The organism is Kluyvera huaxiensis (assembly GCF_040149365.1).
GTDB classification, from domain to species: Bacteria; Pseudomonadota; Gammaproteobacteria; order Enterobacterales; family Enterobacteriaceae; genus Kluyvera; species Kluyvera intermedia_A.
Genome location: NZ_JBEFLV010000001.1, coordinates 138,116 through 155,631, shown reverse-complemented (window position 1 = coordinate 155,631; position 17,516 = coordinate 138,116). Strand labels below are relative to the sequence as shown.

Sequence of the window (17,516 nt, the reverse complement as noted above, 5' to 3'; positions counted from 1 at the left end):
GCGGGCTCAATCCGTTTATCTTTAAAGTTTAAAGATTAAACAGATGAGATATTTTCATTCGCAACCTATTCTTTTTGTAAATATATTAATCACTGCTTAAATAGAATAAACCCCTAATTAAAACTTTTCACTCATTGTGGATGGATAAAATAAAACACCAAGAATTATCTGGAAATTATGAAAAGAACCGTTATAAATAGTAATACCCGCTGTGCGGAGCAAAATGTGGGGAACGGTACGGATACAACTGTGTGGTTGCTGCGGGGTCTGGCGATGTCGACAGACCCCGATTTTTATTTTGTGATGTTACAATTTCATTTCTTTCTCATACCCTTCAAGATGTTACATTTCTTCCTTTCTGGATATTTTATATTTCATTTCATTCTTTGTTATTATTTTTATTCAGCATTTTAATTGTTGCTATTTATGTACACCTATATGATTCGCATACTCTTTGTATGGTTACACCTGCGAGGTATAGAGCATACGCCCATTCGCATGGTATGGTGACAGACATACATATTTCGCATTAACGGAAAAAAGCACAGATGCTGATTTTGCTTGAAGATAAAATTGACACACCGCTTGGGCCGCTGTGGATCCTATGTGATGAAAATTTTCATTTACGGGCCGTCGAATGGGAAGAACATAGCGATCGCATGGAGCAATTACTGGATATTCACTACCGCACTGAAGGCTATCAGCGTGTAGCCTCAAGTAACCCGGGTGGATTAAGCCGCGTGATGACCAACTACTTTGAGGGCGATTTGTCCATTATTGAGTCGATCCCTACCGCCACCGCCGGGACGTCGTTCCAGCGCGAAGTGTGGCAGGCTTTACGGACCATTCCCTGCGGCCAGGTAATGCACTATGGGCAGCTGGCTGAACAGCTAGGCCGTCCTGGAGCCGCGCGCGCCGTGGGCGCCGCCAATGGTTCAAACCCGGTCAGCGTGGTGGTGCCCTGCCATCGCGTGATTGACCGCAACGGCACCATGACCGGCTACGCGGGCGGCGTGCAGCGTAAAGAGTGGCTTTTACGCCATGAAGGCTACCTGCTGCTTTGATTTTCTGTGCCCTTTAGCCGTTTATCGGAAAGCACTTTGCGTTGTCTTATCTTAAATTTATTGATATATATCAATTGGATAAATATCAATAAATGGTATCCCTTTTTAATCTTGGGTGAATACCGCCGCCGAGACTTACTTGCTCACCAAAAAGATGTTAAAATTGACTAATATCAATTACGGCTTGAGCAAACCTATGATCCCGGAAAAGAGAATTATACGACGCATTCAGTCTGGCGGTTGCGCTATCCATTGTCAGGATTGCAGCATCAGCCAGCTTTGCATCCCGTTCACTCTTAATGAGCATGAGCTTGATCAGCTGGATAATATTATCGAGCGTAAAAAGCCCATTCAGAAAGGGCAGACCTTGTTCAAAGCCGGTGATGAACTGAAATCTCTGTATGCGATTCGTTCCGGTACCATTAAGAGCTATACCATCACCGAACAGGGTGACGAACAGATTACCGGCTTCCATCTGGCTGGTGATTTAGTGGGTTTTGACGCCATCGGCACCGGCCACCATCCGAGCTTTGCTCAGGCTCTGGAAACCTCGATGGTCTGCGAAATCCCGTTCGAAACGCTGGATGATTTATCCGGTAAGATGCCAAACCTGCGTCAGCAGATGATGCGTCTGATGAGCGGTGAGATCAAAGGCGACCAGGACATGATCCTGCTGTTGTCGAAGAAAAATGCCGAAGAACGCCTGGCGGCCTTCATCTATAACCTGTCACGTCGCTTTGCACAGCGTGGTTTCTCTCCGCGTGAGTTCCGCCTGACCATGACCCGTGGCGATATCGGCAACTATCTCGGTCTGACGGTTGAAACCATCAGCCGCCTGTTAGGTCGCTTCCAGAAAAGCGGCATGCTGGCAGTGAAAGGTAAATATATCACTATTGAAAACAGCGATGCGCTGGCGGTGTTAGCGGGCCATTCACGTAACGTTGCTTAATGATATCGCCCTTCGCGTTTTCCTGAAAACCCCGATAACTCGGGGTTTTTTCTTTCTATCCGTTCATCAAATAAGCCACTGTGCGTAAATCGCCGTCATCAGGACATTCTTATCCTCAGGCTTCATGATTTAAGACTAAATTTTCTCTGCTCTATTGATCTTAGATACAGTCTCTCCTATAGATAAAATAGCATTACTCACATATGGACTTGCGATTTGATGTCAGCGTTTTTTGTCAAGGCGGAATAACATCAAAAAGATCATAAGCTATCAATGAAAATAATCTTTAAAAGAGGACGGTCATGCGCACGGCCATATTGCCAGTGAGTTTTGCGGTCCTTATTTTCATTGCCGGCGCTGCTATCTTGAATGTCCAACTGTGGTATTCGGCTCGCTTAATCAGCTCTAATGCCGCAATGCACACGATAAAAAATATCGATACCATTCTGGATGAAGCTCGCGTTGCGACCCAGACGGCAATGAAGATTGTTTATCAGGGCTGCTCTGCGGAAAACCAATATCAGTTGGGGACCGAGGCGGCACTAAAACCGCATCTGCGCACGATAATCATTTTGAAGGAGGGTAAAGCATGGTGCTCCTCGCTACCGGGCAATCGGGTACTGCTTTATCATCTGGCTACGCTTCCCGATGAGAAATTACTGCTTTTATCTGCCAAAGAAACCACTAACGATTTGCCGGTGTTGATATATCAGACGCCTACTCCAGAAGGAAAAATAGTTGTCAGCATAAGTGACGCACATATTCGCGATGCGTTGAACAGCATTATCCCTGATGCACACTTTGCCCTACTGATTGATGGCAAAACGCTGGGAACGTCGGGCGATGTCAGCGTCGGTCAGTTCAATGAAAAGACCACCGGCGTGCTGAATTCACCCCAGTATCCCTTCAGTATTAGTTATCGCCAGCCGTCTTTTTTCAGCCCGCTGCGGGTGATACAACAAGGTTCCGGACTGTTATTTTTTATTTTCATTCTCTCCTGCACGGTAGCGTACACGCTGTATAAATATACCAATAAATACACCACTCCAGAGGAGAACCTACGCCGGGCCATTGAAAATGGCGAAATTATTCCTTTTTACCAACCAATAGTGAACGGACGGACCGGTGAAATACACGGGGTAGAAGTGCTGGCTCGCTGGAAACATGAACGCACTGGATATATCTCCCCCACAACGTTTATTCCGGTGGCAGAGAAAACGGGTTTAATTATCCCGCTAACTAAAGCTCTGATGGCCCAGGTAGTACAAGAGATGAATAAAGTGGCCAGTAAATTACCCGAAGGTTTCCACATTGGAATAAACTTCAGCGCGTCGCATGTTAGCGCGCCTTCCTTTATGACCGATTGCCTGCAGTACCGGGAAAGTTTCCAGCATAGTCATTTGATACTGGTACTAGAGTTGACCGAACGCGAGCCGCTGCATATAGATCAGCGTCTGATTGATAATCTCAATACGTTACGCCGCCATGGGTTCTTCATCGCACTCGACGATTTTGGTACGGGATATTCAGGACTTTCCTATCTGCACGACCTGAAAATCGATTTTATCAAGATAGATCAGAGTTTTGTCAGCCGCGTTGATAGCCATGAGGATTCAACCATGTTGCTGGACTGCGTGCTCGATATGGTCAATAAGCTGTCCTTACAGATTGTGGCCGAAGGAGTGGAAACCACCGAGCAGCTCGAGTACCTTAACCGCAAAAATATTGCCTTAATGCAGGGATATTATTTCTACAAACCCCTCACCTATATTGAGTTGGTGATGGCGCTACTGGCACAAAATAACAAAGAAATCAGCGTAGATTAAGCGCGAAGCTGGCCGCCTTTGGCCCCTGATATCACGGCAAACCGAGCCTCTCGCTATCGCGTCCAGAGCCAGGTATTTATCCTGATTTATTGATCTGGCAAAGGTTCCCCCCTGTTTCATTCCTGGTATATGAGTTATCTTTTACTTACAAACTGTGGTTACAGCTGTAAGGAGACCCTGTATGGCCAAGTATCAGAACATGCTCGTTGCTATCGATCCCAACCAGGACGATCAGCCCGCGCTGCGACGCGCTGTTTATCTACACCAACGGATTGGCGGTCGCATTAAAGCGTTTTTACCGATCTATGACTTTTCCTATGAGATGACCACCCTTCTGTCGCCGGACGAGCGTACTGCTATGCGTCAGGGGGTAATCAGCCAGCGTACCGCATGGATCCGCGAGCAGGCAAAATACTATCTGGATGCCGGCGTACCGCTGGAAATTAAAGTGGTCTGGCATAACCGTCCATTCGAGGCGATTATTCAGGAAGTGGTCAGCGGTGGTCACGATCTGCTGCTGAAAATGGCCCACCAGCACGATAAGCTTGAGTCCGTTATCTTTACCCCAACCGACTGGCACCTGCTGCGTAAATGCCCTTGCCCGGTTTGGATGGTGAAAGATCAGCCGTGGCCGGAAGGCGGTAAAGCGCTGGTCGCCGTGAACCTTGCCAGCGAAGAGGTGTACCACAATGCACTGAACGAAAAACTGGTCAAAGAGACGATTGAGTTAGCCGAGCAGATTAACCATACCGAAGTCCATCTGATTGGCGCTTACCCGGTAACACCGATTAACATCGCCATTGAACTGCCTGATTTTGACCCTAGCGTGTACAACGACGCCATTCGCGGCCAGCACCTGTTGGCAATGAAGTCGCTGCGCCAGAAATTCAGCATTGATGAGAAGTTTACCCACGTAGAAAAAGGGTTGCCTGAAGAGGTCATTCCGGATCTGGCTGCGCATCTTGATGCCGGTATCGTGGTACTGGGTACCGTCGGCCGTACCGGGATTTCCGCGGCCTTCCTCGGCAACACCGCGGAACAGGTCATTGACCACCTGCGCTGCGACCTGTTAGCCATTAAGCCAAACGATTATCAAACGCCCGTCGAAATGGATGACGAAGAAGACGACTGAGTATCGATATAGGCACAAAAAAACCGGCGCAAGCCGGTTTTTTTATCGCTGACGCATGGCTCGCCGTTTAATGCTGCACGGTTCTGCCAGCCCAGAGAGGAATATCAGTGGAGCCCAAGTCGCCAGGCGAAATCGATTTCTTCTTTCAGTTCGATGGCGGACAGCGCCATCAGATCGGCAAATTCCAGTTCGAGTTGCTTAACACGTTTCAGATACTGCGCAGGAGTTAAAGGCGTGGTTTCACGGCGGAGAAATTCGATTGCCAACTGTGCTGGCGTTAACAAGGTATCCATAGTTTCCTCATAGGTGTGGACGACTTTGGACAGTATAACATCATTGTCTGGGTGATTTTTGACCAAAAGCAATCACAGAACAAATAAAAAGCCGCCGTCGGCATCGACGGCGGCTTTACGTTTTACCTAAGCTATCAGAGCGCTTTCAGAATCGCATCCACGCTGGCTTTGGCATCACCAAACAGCATCTGGGTGTTCTCTTTAAAGAACAGCGGGTTCTGAACCCCAGCATAGCCGGTGTTCATTGAGCGTTTGAAGACGATAACGTTCTGCGCCTTCCACACTTCGAGAACCGGCATGCCCGCGATTGGGCTCTTCGGATCGTCCAGTGCAGCAGGGTTAACGGTATCGTTCGCGCCGATTACCAGTACGGTGTCGGTATCGGAGAAGTCATCGTTGATCTCATCCATCTCCAGCACGATATCGTAAGGCACTTTTGCTTCCGCCAGCAGCACGTTCATGTGGCCCGGCAGACGCCCGGCGACCGGGTGAATACCAAAGCGCACTTTAATACCGCGCGCACGCAGTTTTTCGGTAATCTCCGCCACCGGATACTGCGCCTGAGCCACCGCCATCCCATAACCTGGGGTGATGATAACCGAGTGGGAATCTTTCAGCATTTCAGCCGTTTCTTCCGCACTGATTTCACGGTGCTCGCCCACTTCTTCATCGCTCCCGGTTGAGGAACCATCGGTACCAAAACCACCGGCGATAACGCTGAAGAATGAACGGTTCATCGCTTTACACATGATGTACGACAGGATTGCACCGGAGGAACCCACCAGCGCACCGGTGACGATCAGCAGGTCGTTGCTGAGCATAAAGCCCGCCGCCGCCGCCGCCCAACCGGAGTAGGAGTTCAGCATTGAAACCACCACCGGCATATCCGCCCCGCCGATGGAGGCCACCAGATGCCAGCCAAACGCCAGTGCGATTACGGTCATAATCAGCAGGCACAGAACCTGAGTACCAACGCTATCGGTGCGCACAAACGCAATCAGCAGCAGGAAGGAAACCACCAGCGCCGCCAGATTCAGCTTGTGACGGTTTGGCAACATCAGCGGCTTGGACGACATTTTGCCGCACAGTTTGCCAAACGCCACGATGGAACCGGTAAAGGTCACTGCACCGATGAAGATACCAAGGAACACTTCGGTCAGATGAATATTGACCAGAATTTGTTCCATGCCGGTCTCATGCTGCAGGTAGCTGTTAAAGCCTACCAGCACCGCGGCCAGACCGACGAAGCTGTGCAGTACGGCAACCAGCTCCGGCATTTCGGTCATTTCAACTTTCTTCGCCAGACGAATACCAATCGCACCGCCGATGATCATCGCGAGGATAATCCAGCCAACGTTATGGCTGTCCGGCCCGAGGATGGTCGCAATCAGCGCAATCGCCATCCCGGCAATACCGAAGTAGTTGCCCTGCTGCGACGTTTCGTGTTTTGACAGCCCCGCCAGGCTAAAAATAAACAGGATCGCGGCAACAATGTATGCAGCTGTAACTAATCCACCAGACATTTGTTACCCCTTATCCTTTGCGGAACATTTTCAGCATGCGCTGAGTGACGGTGAAACCACCAAAAATATTAATACTGGCGATCAGTACCGCGATAAAACTCAGGAAGCTGACCCAGCCACCGTGGCCAATCTGCAATAGCGCCCCGACCACGATTATGCCCGAGATGGCGTTAGTCACCGACATCAGCGGCGTATGCAGCGCATGCGATACGTTCCACACCACGTAGTAACCCACCACGCAGGAGAGCGCAAAGACGGTAAAGTGACCGAGGAACTCTTTCGGCGCGACGTTTGCCAGCCAACCGAACAGAATAATCGCCAGCGCCATCAGCGCATATTTGCGCCATGGTGAAGCCGGTTTCGCTGCTTCTTTCGGCGTTTCAACCGCTTTTGCTGCCGCCTGCGGCTGTGCTGAAACCTGAATCGGCGGTGCAGGCCATGTGACTTCGCCTTCACGGATAACCGTCACGCCACGAATAACCACGTCGTCAAAATCAATGGTGACGTTGCCGTCTTTCTCTTTACACAGCAGCTTCAGCAGGTTAACCAGGTTAGTGCCGTACAGCTGGGATGACTGGGTTGGCAGGCGTCCGGCGAGATCGGTATAGCCGATCACCTTCACGCCGTTAGCGGTGGTGAACACTTCACCCGGCACGGTATATTCACAGTTGCCGCCGTTTTGCGCCGCCAGATCAACCACAACGCTGCCCGGGGTCATGGAATCCACCATTTCACGGGTAATCAGCTTCGGTGCGGGTTTGCCTGGAATCAATGCGGTCGTGACAATGATATCGACCTCTTTCGCCTGAGCGGCGAACAGGGCCATTTCCGCTGCGATAAACGCTTCGGACATCACTTTGGCGTAACCGTCACCGCTGCCCGCTTCTTCTTTGAAGTCGAGCTCGAGGAATTCGGCGCCCATACTCTGCACCTGCTCTTTCACTTCAGGGCGGGTATCGAATGCGCGCACAATCGCGCCAAGGCTGTTTGCCGCACCGATGGCGGCAAGACCGGCGACGCCAGCACCGATGACCATCACTTTAGCCGGAGGAACTTTACCGGCGGCAGTAATTTGCCCGGTAAAGAAGCGACCAAACTCGTGGGCAGCTTCGACAATCGCACGATAACCGGCGATGTTAGCCATTGAGCTGAGCGCATCCAGCGACTGAGCGCGGGAGATACGCGGGACAGAGTCCATCGCCATCACGTTAATATTACGCTCGGCAAGTTTGGCCATCAGCTCGGCGTTTTGCGCCGGCCAGATAAAGCTAATTAGCGTCGTACCTGGATTGAGATTCGGGATCTCTTCGTCCATCGGCGCGTTGACCTTGAGGATGACATCCGATTGCCAGACCGCTTCGCCGGAGACAATCTCAGCGCCAGCCTGTACAAATGCGTCATCATCGAAGCTGGCGAGTTGTCCTGCGCCACTTTCAATTGCCACGCTGAAACCGAGCTTAAGCAGCTGTTCTACCGTCTTCGGCGTTGCTGCGACTCGCGTTTCCTGGGCCCACCTCTCTTTTGGTACACCAATACGCATAACTATTCCCTTCCATCGGTTCTTATATGATGGTTTGCCGTTTCGCCAGTTTGTTGCGGGGAACTCGTAGCGAGTACACAGGCGAACAACCTGAATAAATAAAACAGTAACAAACTGACTATAACCTACTGAAAATACCGATTGTGATCTAGCGCCAAAAATTACTATTTTTGCATTAAATGCCAAATACTGAGTTCAGAGGGCTACAAACAGCGATATTTACCCCGATTTGATTAGCGAGCCTCATAATTCGCTTAATCAGCACGGGAAAACATGATTATTCTCGGGCATGACAGGCTGTTTAACATTCCATTAACTTAAAAAAGTCATATGGTTGACCGCTTTTTCTGGTCAAGCGCCCGTTTTATCAACATATCAGGAAAAGTTATCCAAAACCGTCACCAGCTTCGCATCTGAAGTTAAAAATGACGCAGACAGTGGAGTCATTTCAATGCCATAATCAGCTGTTTTCCTGTTAACAACATTTCCCGAATTTGGTTTGCGCAAGGCGAAGGATTATTTTTATGAAGCTTAAGAACACCCTCCTCGTGTCCGCCATGTTGTCTGCCGCAGCGATGTCCGCTCACGCAGCCACTGAGCTGACTCCGGAGCAAGCGTCCGCACTGAAACCTTATGACCGCGTAGTGATCACCGGTCGCTATACCGCCATTGGCGACGCGGTACAGGCAATGTCCCGCAAAGCGGATAAAGAAGGCGCAGCCTCTTTTTACGTTGTCGATACCTCCGATTACGGCAACAGCGGGAACTGGCGCGTAACAGCCGATTTCTATAAAGAAGATGCGGCAAAAGCCGATGTGCCGAAAAACCGTATTATTAACGGCGTGATGGAACTGCCAAAAGACCAGGCAGTAGCACTGGTTCCTTACGACACCGTGACCGTCCAGGGCTTCTACCGTAGCCAGCCGGAAGTTAACGATGCCATCACCAAAGCGGCGAAGGCAAAAGGCGCGGCGTCGTTCTTTATCGTGCGTCAGGTGGATGCTAACGACGGCGGCAACCAGCGCATTACGGCTTATGTCTACAAAGCCGATGCTGAAAAACGCGTGCTGCAGAGCCCAGACGCAATTCCTGCCAACTCCGATGCGGGCCGTAAAGCTCTCGCAGAAGGCGGTGAAGCGGCGAAACAGGTTGAGATCCCAGGCGTGGCGACTACCGCAGCCGTGGGTTCCGGCACCGGCGTAGGTCGTTTCTTTGAAACACAATCATCAAAAGGTGGACGTTACAGCGTCACGCTGCCGGATGGCACCAAAGTTGAAGAACTGAACAAAGTTGCCGCTGCGCAAATGGTTCCTTTCGACAGCATTAAGTTCACCGGTAACTACGGCAACATGACCGAAGTGTCCTACCAGGTGGCGAAACGTGCCGCGAAGAAAGACGCGAAGTACTACCATATTACGCGTCAGTGGCAGGAACGTGGCGGTAACGTCACCATCAGCGCCGACTTGTACAAATAAGAGACACCGAAAGGCGGCGCCAGCCGCCTTTTTTTTCGCTTTAAGCCATCCACAGTTGCATGTGCGTATCTCTCTCCGTAAAATCGCCGCCTCAGCGCAATCCTCCATGTTTATGCGATTTCGCCAAATAAATATTCTCCGTCTTCTCTTTCCGCGACAGGATTCACATGGAAAAGAAATTAGGGCTTAGCGCCCTGACCGCCCTGGTTCTGAGCTCAATGCTCGGCGCGGGCGTTTTTAGTCTGCCGCAAAACATGGCGATGGTCGCCAGCCCTGCCGCTTTGTTGATTGGCTGGGCCATTACCGGCGTCGGTATTCTGTTCCTCGCCGTTGCTATGCTGGTGTTGACTCGTATTCGTCCAGATCTGGACGGCGGCATCTTTACCTATGCGCGTGAAGGTTTTGGCGAGCTGATTGGTTTTTGCTCCGCCTGGGGTTACTGGCTGTGCGCGGTGATAGCCAACGTCTCCTATCTGGTTATCGTCTTTTCCGCCCTGAGCTTCTTTACCGATACGCCGGAGCTGCGCCTGTTTGGCGACGGCAACACCTGGCAGTCGATTGTCGGCGCGTCCGTATTGCTGTGGGTGGTGCATTTTCTGGTGCTGCGCGGCGTGCAGACGGCGGCCAGTATCAACCTCGCCGCAACGCTGGCCAAGCTGGTACCGCTGGGGCTGTTTATCGTTCTCGCCGCCATGGCGTTTAATAGCGACGTCTTTACGCTTGATTTCCACGGCATCGATTTAGGCGTGCCGGTGTGGGAGCAGGTGAAAAACACCATGCTGATCACTCTGTGGGTGTTTATCGGCGTGGAAGGCGCGGTGGTCGTATCCGCCCGCGCTCGCAATAAGAAAGATGTGGGCCGCGCGACCCTGCTAGCGGTCATCTCCGCGCTGTGCGTCTATCTGCTGGTGACGCTGCTGTCGATGGGCGTGGTGGCGCGCCCCGAACTGGCCGAAATGCGCAACCCGTCGATGGCCGGTCTGATGGTTCGCATGATGGGTTCCTGGGGCGAAATTGTCATTGCCGCCGGTCTGATTATTTCCGTCTGTGGCGCCTATCTGAGCTGGACGATTATGGCGGCGGAAGTACCGCTGCTGGCGGCGACGCACAAAGCTTTCCCGCGCATCTTTGCCCGTCAAAACGCCAATAATGCCCCTTCCGCTTCACTGTGGCTGACCAACCTCAGCGTGCAGGCAAGCCTGGTGCTGATCTGGCTGACCGGTTCGGACTACAACACCCTGCTGACCATCGCTTCAGAGATGATCCTCGTGCCGTATTTCCTGGTCGGGGCGTTCTTATTAAAAGTGGCCCGCCGCCCATTACATAAGGTGATTGGTGTCGGAGCCTGTATTTATGGCTTATGGTTATTGTATGCTTCCGGTCCGATGCATCTGCTACTGTCAGTGGTGCTGTATGCCCCGGGGCTAATGGTGTTTATTTATGCACGACGCACCCATGACGATAACGTCCTGCTCAAGCGTCGTGAACTGGCCTTGATTGGCCTGCTGCTTGTTGCCGCCGTTCCGGCAACGTGGATGCTGGTGAGGTAACGTGCGCGGCCTCATCGTCAATTTGAAAAGGAAATAACGATGGGAAACATGCTATCACGTCCAATCCTGATAACCGGTGGAGGCCGTCGTATCGGCCTCGCCCTTGCCCACCATTTTCTCACCCAGCAGCAGCCGGTTATTCTGAGCTATCGAACCCACTATCCGGCAATTGACGTGATGCGCAAAGCGGGTGCGGTCTGTATCCAGGCCGATTTCTCGACCGACGACGGCATTTATACCTTTGCCGATAATGTCCGCCAGCAGTGTACTAGTCTGCGCGGTATCCTGCATAACGCCAGCGGCTGGCTGGCAGAAAGCCCTAACGCGTCGTTAAGTCACGTGCTGAACGCCATGCTGCAAATCCACGTCCACGCCCCTTATCTGCTCAACCACGCGCTGGAGGATCTGCTTCGCGGCCACGGCCATGCAGAGGGCGATATTATTCACTTTACCGATTATGTCGTTGAGCGCGGCAGCGATAAGCATATCGCCTACGCCGCCAGCAAAGCGGCGCTGGATAATATGACCCGTTCGTTTGCCCGCAAGCTCGCGCCAGAGGTGAAGGTGAACGCTATTGCGCCGGCGCTGGTGCTGTTTAACGAAGATGATGATGAGACGTATCGCCAAAAAGCGTTGAATAAGTCGTTAATGAAGATAGCCGCCGGGGAGAAAGAGATTATCGATCTGGTGGATTACATCCTCGGCAGCTGCTACGTCACCGGCCGTACCTTTGCGGTAGATGGCGGCCGTCCGCTGGTTTAGTGGAAGCGGCCCCACAGGAAAATCAGCAGCCAGGCGCTCACTCCCCAGCAAGCCACCGCGCCCGCCAGCGCCAGCGGCAGGCGCATCATCCCGGTGAAATACCACAGCGACAGCAGGTAGAGGAAGTACGGGATAATCGACCACATACCAAACACGATGGTGGCGCGCAGCGCCTCCGTTCCCCGCTCGCTGGCGACAATGTAGTGCGCAATCAGCGCAAAGGTCGGAAACAGCGGAATCAGCCCGGCAATGGCGTAATTTTTGGTTTTCGCCAGTACGCCAATCAGTACCACCACCAGCGCTCCGAGCAGCGCTTTAATTAACAACCCCATTTCATTTTTCACCGCTAAACAACATGTGGTCCCAGCATAGCGGATACGCTTTTGATTATGAATAGAAAACGTCTGCCCCATTGCTCGCAGTAATGGGACTTAACTTGATCTCGCTCACCCCATTAGTATGATGAATCCTTACAATCGTCATACTCTTTTAGTTGTATACCTCCATCATTAAGGCCATTGTTTTGTCCAGTCTACGCCGCTCGCTTTTGGCGCTGCTCGCCTGCGTCCCTCTCTTTACTCACGCCTCCACCCCCAACGAAATCAGTATCGCCTGGCCGGTCAACGTAGGGCCGCTGAACCCGCATTTGTATACACCTAATCAGATGTTCGCCCAGAGTATGGTGTATGAACCGCTGGTAAAATATCAGGCCGATGGTTCCGTGACGCCGTGGCTGGCAACAAGCTGGACGCACTCAACGGACGGTAAAATCTGGATTTTCAACCTGCGCAATGATGTGACTTTTTCGAACGGCGAAGCCTTTGACGCCCACGCCGCCGCAGAAAACTTCCGCGTGGTTCTGGATAACCACCAACGGCATGCCTGGCTAGAGTTGGTCAATCAGATTGTCGATGTTAAAGCACTCAATACACACCAGTTGCAAATCACCCTTAAAAGCGCCTACTACCCGTTCCTGCAAGAGTTAGCCCTGCCGCGCCCTTTCCGCTTTATCGCGCCGTCGCAGTTTAAAGATAATGAAACTCTGCATGGTATTAAGGCCCCTATCGGCACCGGGCCGTGGATACTCAAAGAGTCGAAGCTGAATCAGTACGACGTGCTGGTGCGTAACGATCATTATTGGGGAGCAAAACCCGCGCTGCAGAAAATCACCGTTAAGGTGATCCCGGACCCAACTACCCGCGCCGTGGCCTTTGAAACCGGCGATATCGACCTGCTGTACGGTAACGAAGGGCTGCTGCCGCTCGATACTTTCGCGCGTTTTAGCCAGCTTCCGGCCTACCATACCCAGCTTTCCCAGCCGATTGAAACGGTGATGCTGGCGCTCAACTCCGCCAGGGCACCGACCAACGAGCAGTTAGTCCGTGAAGCCTTGAACCATGCGCTGAATAAAAAATTGCTGATAGATAATGTCCTTTACGGCACCCAGCAAGTGGCCGACACGCTGTTTTCCCCCTCCGTCCCGTACGCTGACGTCAAGCTCAAACCCCGTCAATACTCACCGCAGCTGGCGAAAAGCTTGCTGGAAAAAGCGGGCTGGACGCTGCCGACGGGCAAAACTATCCGCGAGAAAAATGGCCAACCGCTGCGCATTGAACTGGCCTTTATCGGCACCGACGCGCTGAGTAAATCGATGGCCGAAATCATTCAGGCCGATATGCGCCAGATAGGCGTTGATGTGGCGCTTGTCGGCGAGGAAGAGAGCAGCATTTATGCGCGCCAGCGCGATGGCCGCTTTGGCATGATTTTCAACCGCACCTGGGGCGCACCGTACGATCCACACGCCTTTATGAGTTCAATGCGCGTGCCGTCACACGCCGATTTCCAGGCGCAACAGGGATTAGCCGACAAGCCGATTATCGATAAAGAGATTGGCGAAGTGCTGGAAACCAGCGATAAAACCCAGCGTCAGGCGCTGTATCGCGACATTCTGACCCGTCTGCATAATGATGCCGTCTATTTACCCATCAGCTACATCTCAATGATGGTGGTGGCCAGGCCGGAACTGGGCGACATTCCCTACGCGCCGATTGCGGCGGAAATTCCATTTGAACAGATTACGCCGGTGAAACCCTGATGCTGCGCTACGTATTACGGCGCATTGCGCTGCTGATCCCGATGGTGTTTGCCGCCTCGGTGATTATCTTCCTGATGCTGCGTCTGGGCACCGGCGACCCGGCGCTCGACTATTTGCGTCTTTCTAACCTGCCGCCAACGCCCGAAATGGTCGCCTCGACGCGAGTCATGCTGGGACTCAATCAGCCGCTAATTGCTCAGTACGGCAACTGGCTGTGGAAAGCGCTGCACCTGGATTTTGGCCTTTCATTTGCCAGCCAGCGCCCGGTGCTGGATGACATGCTGGACTTTCTGCCCGCCACCCTGGAACTGGCGGGAGCCGCGCTAGTGCTGATCCTGCTGACCTCGGTCCCACTCGGCATTTGGGCCGCGCGTCATCGCGATCGCCTGCCGGATTTTATCGTGCGAATTATCGCCTTTCTCGGCGTGTCGATGCCCAATTTCTGGCTGGCTTTCCTGCTGGTGATGGTGTTCTCGGTCTATTTACAGTGGCTGCCCGCGCTGGGCTACGGCGGCTGGCAGCACCTGTTGCTCCCAGCTGTGTCGATAGCCTTTATGTCGCTGGCGATTAACGCCCGCCTGCTGCGTGCCAGCATGCTGGAAGTGGCCGGGCAACGCCATGTCACCTGGGCCAGACTTCGCGGTCTCAACAACAAGCAAACCGAGCGGCGTCATATTTTGCGCAATGCCTCGCTGCCGGTCGTGACCGCGGTCGGTATGCACATCGGTGAACTGATCGGCGGGACGATGATTATCGAAAATATCTTTGCCTGGCCGGGCGTTGGGCGCTACGCCGTCTCGGCGATTTTTAACCGCGACTATCCGGTTATCCAGTGCTTTACGCTAATGATGGTGATTGTTTTTGTAGTCTGTAATTTGATGGTCGATGTGCTTAACGCCATGCTGGACCCACGTATTCGCCGTCATGAAGGAGCGCATTCGTGAACTTTTTCTTCTCCTCGCGGTGGTCGGTTCGCCTGGCCATCGTCATTATTACTCTGCTGGCGCTAGTGGCGCTTACCGCCCAGTGGTGGCTCCCTTACGATCCTCAGGCGATTGATTTGCCCTCACGTTTACAGGCCGCCGGGAGCCAGCACTGGCTGGGCACCGATCATCTGGGACGCGATATTTTCTCTCGCCTGCTGGCGGCCACCCGCGTATCGCTGGGTTCGGTCATTGCCTGCCTGCTGCTGGTGTTAGTTCTCGGGCTGATTATTGGCGGCAGCGCCGGGCTGCTCGGTGGCCGCGTTGATCAAATTACGATGCGCATCGCCGATATGTTTATGACCTTCCCGACCTCCATTTTGTCGTTCTTTATGGTCGGCGTATTGGGAACCGGGCTCAGCAACGTGATTATCGCCATCGCGCTGTCGCACTGGGCATGGTATGCGCGGATGGTGCGCAGCCTGACAATTGCCCTGCGCCAGCGCGAATTTGTGCTCGCCGCCCGGCTTTCCGGTGCTGGACATCTGCGGGTGTTTACCGATCATCTGGCCGGGGCGGTCATTCCCTCGCTGCTGGTGCTGGCGACGCTGGATATTGGTCATATGATGCTGCACGTTGCCGGTATGTCTTTCCTCGGCCTTGGCGTGACTGCGCCCACCGCCGAATGGGGGGTGATGATAAACGACGCGCGGCAGTACATCTGGACTCAACCGCTGCAAATGTTCTGGCCGGGGTTGATGCTATTTATCTGCGTGATGGCCTTTAACCTGCTGGGTGACGCGCTGCGCGATCACCTCGATCCTCATCTGGTGACGGAGGCCGCCCACTGATGCCGCAAAAAATCGACATAGATAACATTGTCCTGCAGGCTGAACGTCCGCTGGTACAGGGCGTTTCATTGACGGTTCAGCGTGGCCGCGTACTGGCGCTGGTCGGCGGCAGCGGTAGCGGAAAATCGCTGACCTGCGCGGCGGCGCTGGGCATTTTACCCGCAGGCGTTCGCCAGACGGCCGGGACAATCCTCGCGGATGGCATTCCAGTATCCCCCGACAATTTACGCGGCGGCACCATCGCCACCATTATGCAAAACCCGCGCAGCGCGTTTAATCCGCTACACACTATGGCGGCCCATGCGCGGGAAACCTGCCGGGCGTTAGGTAAACCCGCTGACGACGCCACGCTTATCGCCGCTTTATCCTCCGTGGGGCTGGCGGATGCCGAACGTGTGCTGGCGCTCTACCCGTTTGAAATGAGCGGCGGCATGCTGCAGCGCATGATGATTGCGATGGCGGTCCTGTGCGATGCGCCGTTTATCATCGCCGATGAACCGACCACCGATCTCGACGTTGTCGCTCAAGCGCGCATTCTCGATCTGCTGGCTGAGATGATGCAAACTCGTGCGCCGGGAATGCTGCTGGTGACTCATGATATGGGCGTGGTTGCCCGGCTGGCCGATGATGTCGCGGTAATGGACAACGGCATCATTGTGGAGCATGGCGATGTCGACAGCCTGTTTCGCGCACCGCAACATCGCGTCACCCGCAATCTGGTGGCGGCACATCTGGCCCTCTACGGCCTGGAGTTAGCGTCATGACCGTCCTGAGCGTCTCGACAGTTTCACAGCATTATTCCGGAATCCGTGTGCTAAATAACGTTTCAATGGCGCTGAAAAACGGTGAAACCGTTGCGCTTCTGGGGCGTAGCGGCTGCGGTAAAAGTACCTTAGCGCGTCTGCTGGTTGGCCTGGAGTCTCCCGCGCAGGGGCATGTTTGCTGGCGCGGTGAACCGCTGGCAAAACTTAACCACGCCCGGCAGAAGGCGTTTCGCCGCGACATTCAGATGGTCTTTCAGGACGCCATCAGCGCGGTGAACCCGCGCAAAACCGTGCGCGATATTTTACGCGAACCTATGCGCCATCTGCTGTCACTCAATAAAACCGAGCAACTGGCGCGGGCCAGCGCCATGCTCAACGCCGTGGATCTTGACGACAGCGTGCTCGACAAACGCCCTCCGCAGTTGAGCGGCGGTCAGCTTCAGCGGGTGTGCCTGGCGCGAGCGCTGGTGGTGGAACCAAAACTGCTGATCCTTGACGAAGCCGTCTCTAATCTCGATCTGGTGCTACAGGCGGGCGTGATTCGCCTGCTCAAAAAGCTACAACAACAGTTTGGTACCGCCTGTCTGTTTATCACTCATGATTTACGTTTGGTTGAGCGATTTTGCCAGCGGGTGATGGTGATGGACGGCGGTCAAATCGTCGAGACACAACTGGTCGGCGACAAACTGACGTTTACCTCTTCTGCCGGGCAAGAATTGCAAAATGCAGTGCTTCCCGCCTTCCCCCTTCGCCGAAATAAGGTCTAACC

At 53.2% G+C, this 17,516-nt stretch carries 16 protein-coding genes; 12 read left to right on the top strand and 4 right to left on the bottom strand.

From position 1 onward, the window contains the following. Nucleotides 1–548 precede the first annotated feature (548 nt). From ogt to uspE, 4 genes are all read left to right on the top strand, one after another. Nucleotides 549–1,064, top strand: coding sequence for a methylated-DNA--[protein]-cysteine S-methyltransferase (gene ogt, locus ABOC97_RS00820; RefSeq protein WP_349592866.1), 516 nt, complete (start codon nucleotides 549–551; stop codon nucleotides 1,062–1,064). A 196-nt stretch (nucleotides 1,065–1,260) separates the two neighbouring features. After that, entirely contained in the window at nucleotides 1,261–2,013 is a 753-nt protein-coding gene (gene fnr, locus ABOC97_RS00815; protein WP_122983151.1) for a fumarate/nitrate reduction transcriptional regulator Fnr, read from the top strand. A 302-nt stretch (nucleotides 2,014–2,315) separates the two neighbouring features. Continuing rightward, nucleotides 2,316–3,839 carry an EAL domain-containing protein gene (locus tag ABOC97_RS00810; protein ID WP_349592863.1) on the top strand — a complete coding sequence of 508 codons (1,524 nt, stop codon included), beginning with the start codon at nucleotides 2,316–2,318 and terminating at the stop codon, nucleotides 3,837–3,839. Between the two features lie 181 nt (nucleotides 3,840–4,020). Beyond that, nucleotides 4,021–4,971 carry a universal stress protein UspE gene (gene uspE, locus ABOC97_RS00805; protein ID WP_349592860.1) on the top strand — a complete coding sequence of 317 codons (951 nt, stop codon included), beginning with the start codon at nucleotides 4,021–4,023 and terminating at the stop codon, nucleotides 4,969–4,971. 104 nt (nucleotides 4,972–5,075) lie between these two features. Here uspE and ABOC97_RS00800 read toward each other — a convergent pair whose 3' ends face one another. From ABOC97_RS00800 to pntA, 3 genes are all read right to left on the bottom strand, one after another. Then, a complete protein-coding gene (locus tag ABOC97_RS00800) occupies nucleotides 5,076–5,264 on the bottom strand; it encodes a YdiH family protein (RefSeq protein ID WP_234508758.1) in 189 nt (62 codons plus the stop codon). 134 nt (nucleotides 5,265–5,398) lie between these two features. Next, nucleotides 5,399–6,787, bottom strand: coding sequence for a Re/Si-specific NAD(P)(+) transhydrogenase subunit beta (pntB, locus tag ABOC97_RS00795; RefSeq protein WP_349592856.1), 1,389 nt, complete (start codon nucleotides 6,785–6,787; stop codon nucleotides 5,399–5,401). A 10-nt stretch (nucleotides 6,788–6,797) separates the two neighbouring features. Continuing rightward, on the bottom strand, nucleotides 6,798–8,327 hold the full coding sequence (pntA, locus tag ABOC97_RS00790; RefSeq protein WP_349592853.1) for a Re/Si-specific NAD(P)(+) transhydrogenase subunit alpha: 1,530 nt from the start codon (nucleotides 8,325–8,327) through the stop codon (nucleotides 6,798–6,800). 524 nt (nucleotides 8,328–8,851) lie between these two features. Here pntA and ydgH point away from each other — a divergent pair. From ydgH to folM, 3 genes are all read left to right on the top strand, one after another. Beyond that, nucleotides 8,852–9,802: a DUF1471 family protein YdgH gene (gene ydgH / locus ABOC97_RS00785; RefSeq protein WP_234508755.1), complete on the top strand. Its 951-nt coding sequence runs from the start codon at nucleotides 8,852–8,854 to the stop codon at nucleotides 9,800–9,802. Between the two features lie 167 nt (nucleotides 9,803–9,969). Continuing rightward, on the top strand, nucleotides 9,970–11,352 hold the full coding sequence (locus ABOC97_RS00780; RefSeq protein WP_234508754.1) for an amino acid permease: 1,383 nt from the start codon (nucleotides 9,970–9,972) through the stop codon (nucleotides 11,350–11,352). A 39-nt stretch (nucleotides 11,353–11,391) separates the two neighbouring features. Then, on the top strand, nucleotides 11,392–12,114 hold the full coding sequence (folM, locus tag ABOC97_RS00775; RefSeq protein WP_234508753.1) for a dihydromonapterin reductase: 723 nt from the start codon (nucleotides 11,392–11,394) through the stop codon (nucleotides 12,112–12,114). Here the strand turns inward: folM and ABOC97_RS00770 are convergent. Further along, nucleotides 12,111–12,446 (bottom strand): GlpM family protein, encoded by a 336-nt coding sequence (locus ABOC97_RS00770; protein ID WP_035895486.1) that lies wholly within the window; start codon nucleotides 12,444–12,446, stop codon nucleotides 12,111–12,113. The genes folM and ABOC97_RS00770 overlap by 4 nt on opposite strands. Nucleotides 12,447–12,631: 185 nt before the next feature. Between ABOC97_RS00770 and nikA the strand changes: the two genes are divergently transcribed. From nikA to nikE, 5 genes are read left to right on the top strand one after another with little or no spacing between them, the layout of a single operon-like run. Then, nucleotides 12,632–14,209 (top strand): nickel ABC transporter substrate-binding protein, encoded by a 1,578-nt coding sequence (gene nikA / locus ABOC97_RS00765; protein WP_349593518.1) that lies wholly within the window; start codon nucleotides 12,632–12,634, stop codon nucleotides 14,207–14,209. After that, nucleotides 14,209–15,153 carry a nickel ABC transporter permease subunit NikB gene (nikB, locus tag ABOC97_RS00760; protein WP_349592848.1) on the top strand — a complete coding sequence of 315 codons (945 nt, stop codon included), beginning with the start codon at nucleotides 14,209–14,211 and terminating at the stop codon, nucleotides 15,151–15,153. The genes nikA and nikB overlap by 1 nt, the downstream gene beginning before the upstream one ends. Beyond that, complete coding sequence (nikC, locus tag ABOC97_RS00755) at nucleotides 15,150–15,983, top strand: nickel ABC transporter permease subunit NikC (RefSeq protein WP_349592846.1); 834 nt, start codon at nucleotides 15,150–15,152, stop codon at nucleotides 15,981–15,983. The genes nikB and nikC overlap by 4 nt, the downstream gene beginning before the upstream one ends. Further along, nucleotides 15,983–16,747 carry a nickel import ATP-binding protein NikD gene (gene nikD / locus ABOC97_RS00750; RefSeq protein WP_349592843.1) on the top strand — a complete coding sequence of 255 codons (765 nt, stop codon included), beginning with the start codon at nucleotides 15,983–15,985 and terminating at the stop codon, nucleotides 16,745–16,747. The genes nikC and nikD overlap by 1 nt, the downstream gene beginning before the upstream one ends. Beyond that, complete coding sequence (gene nikE / locus ABOC97_RS00745) at nucleotides 16,744–17,514, top strand: nickel import ATP-binding protein NikE (protein ID WP_349592840.1); 771 nt, start codon at nucleotides 16,744–16,746, stop codon at nucleotides 17,512–17,514. The genes nikD and nikE overlap by 4 nt, the downstream gene beginning before the upstream one ends. Nucleotides 17,515–17,516 lie beyond the last annotated feature (2 nt).